The sequence below is a fragment of the Mesorhizobium sp. M7A.F.Ca.CA.002.09.1.1 genome (genome assembly GCF_003998555.1).
In the GTDB taxonomy this organism is placed as follows: Bacteria; Pseudomonadota; Alphaproteobacteria; order Rhizobiales; family Rhizobiaceae; genus Mesorhizobium; species Mesorhizobium ciceri.
The window spans coordinates 1-2,957 of sequence record NZ_RZRR01000720.1; the positions used below are offsets into that span (position 1 = coordinate 1).

The following is a 2,957-nucleotide window of genomic DNA, read 5'->3' on the forward strand; positions in this document are numbered from 1 at the left end:
ATCAAGAACCGTCCGGATGGCGGCAAGGTCGCCATCGTCGAAGGCCAGGCTGGCGTCTATGCCGCCGTGCAGCGCACCGACGGCTTCAAGTCGACCATCACCGAGGCAGGCAAGTTCGAGGTCGTCGCCAGCGTTCCCGGCAACTGGGACCGCCAGACCTCCTATGATGCGGCCACCAACATCCTGCAGCAGCACCCCGACCTGATCGGCTTTTATGCCAACAATGACGGCATGGCGCTCGGCATCGTCGAGGCAGTCAAGGCCGCCGGCCTGCAGGACAAGGTTGCGGTCTTCGGCACCGACGGCATTTCCGACGCCTATGCCTCCATACGGGCCGGCGAACTGACCGGCACGGTCGACAGTTTCCCGGTGCTGACCGGCGAAGTGGCGTTGGAAACTGCTCTGCGTCTCGTCGCGGGACAGAAGCTGCCCCGCGTCGTCGCCACGCCCCAGGCACTGATCACCAAGGACAATGCCGACCGCTATTCCGGCGCCGGCGCGCGCAAGGCACTGCTCGAGGACGCGGCTGCGGGCCAGTAAGGCCAATCGGCGAGTGCCGGCCAGAGCAATTCGCTCCCGCCGGCACCGTTGCCCGGAGATAGAACCCAATGTCACCCCGGCTGCAATTCCAGGGCATTTCCAAGCTGTTTCCGGCCGTGCGGGCGCTTGACGGCGTGTCGTTCTCGGTAGGTGCCGGTGAAATCCACGGCCTGCTCGGCGAAAATGGCGCCGGCAAGTCGACGCTGCTGCGCATCCTGTCTGGCGTCCACACGCCGACAGCGGGAAGCGTCCTCATCGACGGCAAGCCGGTTACACTCGCCAACCCGGTCGCCGCACGCGCTGCGGGCGTCGCCATGATCCATCAGGAATTGCAGCAGGTACCACGCCTTAGCGTCGCCCAGAACATGTTCCTAGGCCATCCGCTGACGCGCGGCGCCATCTTCGTCGCCCGGCGCGAACAGGAGCGCCGTGCTGCGGAGGCTCTTGCGGCCATCGATCCCTCCATCGATCCGGCTGCACCCCTCGGTACCCTGAAGGTGGCGCAGCGGCAGATTGTCGAGATCGCCCGCGCGCTGCTCGATCGCGCCCGCATCGTTGCCATGGACGAGCCGACATCGAGCCTGACGCCGAGCGAATTCGAACGGCTGGCGCAAGTCATCACCGGCCTCGCCCGCGACGGCGTCGCCGTCGTCTATGTCTCGCACAAGCTGGACGAGGTGTTCGGCATCTGCCGGCGCGCCACCATCATGCGCGATGGCGTCGTCGTCGATTCCGTCGATCTGAACGACCTGTCGGAGAAAGCGGTCGTGGCGATGATGGTCGGCCGCGAACTGGCGCAGGAGCAGCATAATTCCCATGCCACGAACAAGGTCATGCTGAGCGCGCGTGGCCTCTCCTCGGCGACGAAGGTGCGCAACGTGTCGTTCGATCTGCATCGCGGCGAGGTGCTGGGCATTGCCGGCCTGGTCGGTTCCGGCCGCACTGAACTGCTGCGGCTCTTGGCCGGCGCCGATCGCGCCACGGCCGGGACGATTGCAATCGACGGCAAGGCGGCACGGTTCTTCAGCCCGCGTGACGCGATTGCCGCCGGCGTCGGACTGGTGCCGGAGGAGCGCAAACGCGAAGGCATCGTGCCGCTGCGCTCGATCACCAGCAATATGGCGCTGGCCTCGATGGCCGTGTTCGCGCCGCGCGGCCTCATCGATCACGCCAGGTTGAAACAGGTGGCGGCCGAGAAGATGAGCCGCGTCAATCTGCGCCCATTCCTGCTCGACCGGCCGATCCGCCTGTTCAGCGGCGGCAACCAGCAGAAGGCGATCATCGGCCGCTGGCTGGCGGCGGGAACACGCATCCTCTTGTTCGACGAGCCGACGCGCGGCATCGATGTCGGCGCCAAGGCGGAGATCTATCATCTGATCGAGGAACTCGCCGCCGAGGGCCATGCGGTGGTCGTCGTCTCCTCCGAACTGCCCGAGGTGATCCGGCTTGCCGACCGCGTGTTGGTCATGCGCGACGGCACCATCGCCGCCGAACTCGATAGGGCAAATCTCTCAGAACAGGCGATCGCGGCGCACGCCATCCCGCAAACGCAAACGCCGGCCGCACAGCCGGCAAGGCAGTAGGTGACGGATATGTCGGATGCCACTCTGGTGCGGTCCCAGGCCGAATTCCTGCGCGGTGTTTCCATGCGCGACGCCGGCACGCTGATCGGGCTTGTCGTGATCCTGGCCGTGTTCGGCGCGCTGGTGCCCGGCTTTTTCGCCGAGCGCAACCTGATCAACATCCTGCAGCAGTCGAGCATCAATGCCTGTCTGGCGCTGGGCATGACGCTGGTCATCATCTCCGGCGGCATCGACCTGTCGGTCGGGCCGACGGCAGCACTCTCGGCCGTCATCTCGGCCTCTATGATGGTCGCCGGCGTGCCGTTTCCGCTGGCCATCGCCGCCGGCTTCGCCATTGGTCTTGCCTGCGGCCTCGTCAACGGCGTGCTCGTCGCCCATGTTGGGCTGCAGCCCTTCATCGTCACGTTGGGAACGCTCAGCACCTATCGGGCACTGGCGCTGATCTACACCGGCGGCAATCCGGTCCTCGGCCTGCCCCCAGGCTTTCGCGCCGTCTTCAACGGTTCGCTGTTCGGACTGCCTCTGGCGGTCGTCATCGTCGCCTGCGTGGCTGTCGTCGCCTGGGTCGTTTTGAAGAAGACGCCCTTCGGCGAATATCTGCTCGCCGTCGGCGGCAACGAGGAGGCGGCCTACATCGCCGGCGTGCCGATTGCCCGCACCAAGATCGCCGCCTACATGATCTCAGGCCTGCTGGCGGCGCTTGCCGCGCAGATCCTGATCGGCCGGTTGGGCGCCGCCGAACCCATCCTCGGCAATCTCTGGGAGCTCGACGCCATCGCGGCTGCCGCCATCGGCGGCGCCTCGCTGATGGGCGGCAAGGGCAGCGTCGTCGGC

General features: G+C 66.5%; 3 protein-coding genes. All 3 read left to right on the forward strand.

Annotated elements, in window-relative coordinates:
* Positions 1 to 540 (forward strand): substrate-binding domain-containing protein (locus EN994_RS25070; protein ID WP_164746161.1); only part of this gene is annotated, 540 nt, incomplete at its 5' end.
* Between the two features lie 68 nt (positions 541 to 608).
* Complete coding sequence (locus tag EN994_RS25075) at positions 609 to 2,123, forward strand: sugar ABC transporter ATP-binding protein (RefSeq protein ID WP_027162481.1); 1,515 nt, start codon at positions 609 to 611, stop codon at positions 2,121 to 2,123.
* A 9-nt stretch (positions 2,124 to 2,132) separates the two neighbouring features.
* The coding region (locus tag EN994_RS25080) for an ABC transporter permease (protein ID WP_164746162.1) at positions 2,133 to 2,957 on the forward strand (825 nt) is incomplete at its 3' end.

What these genes read in the sequence shown, in the direction of transcription:
- EN994_RS25075 (WP_027162481.1), top strand. Translation starts at nt 609, where the DNA reads ATGTCACCCCGGCTGCAATTCCAGGGCATTTCCAAGCTGTTTCCGGCC.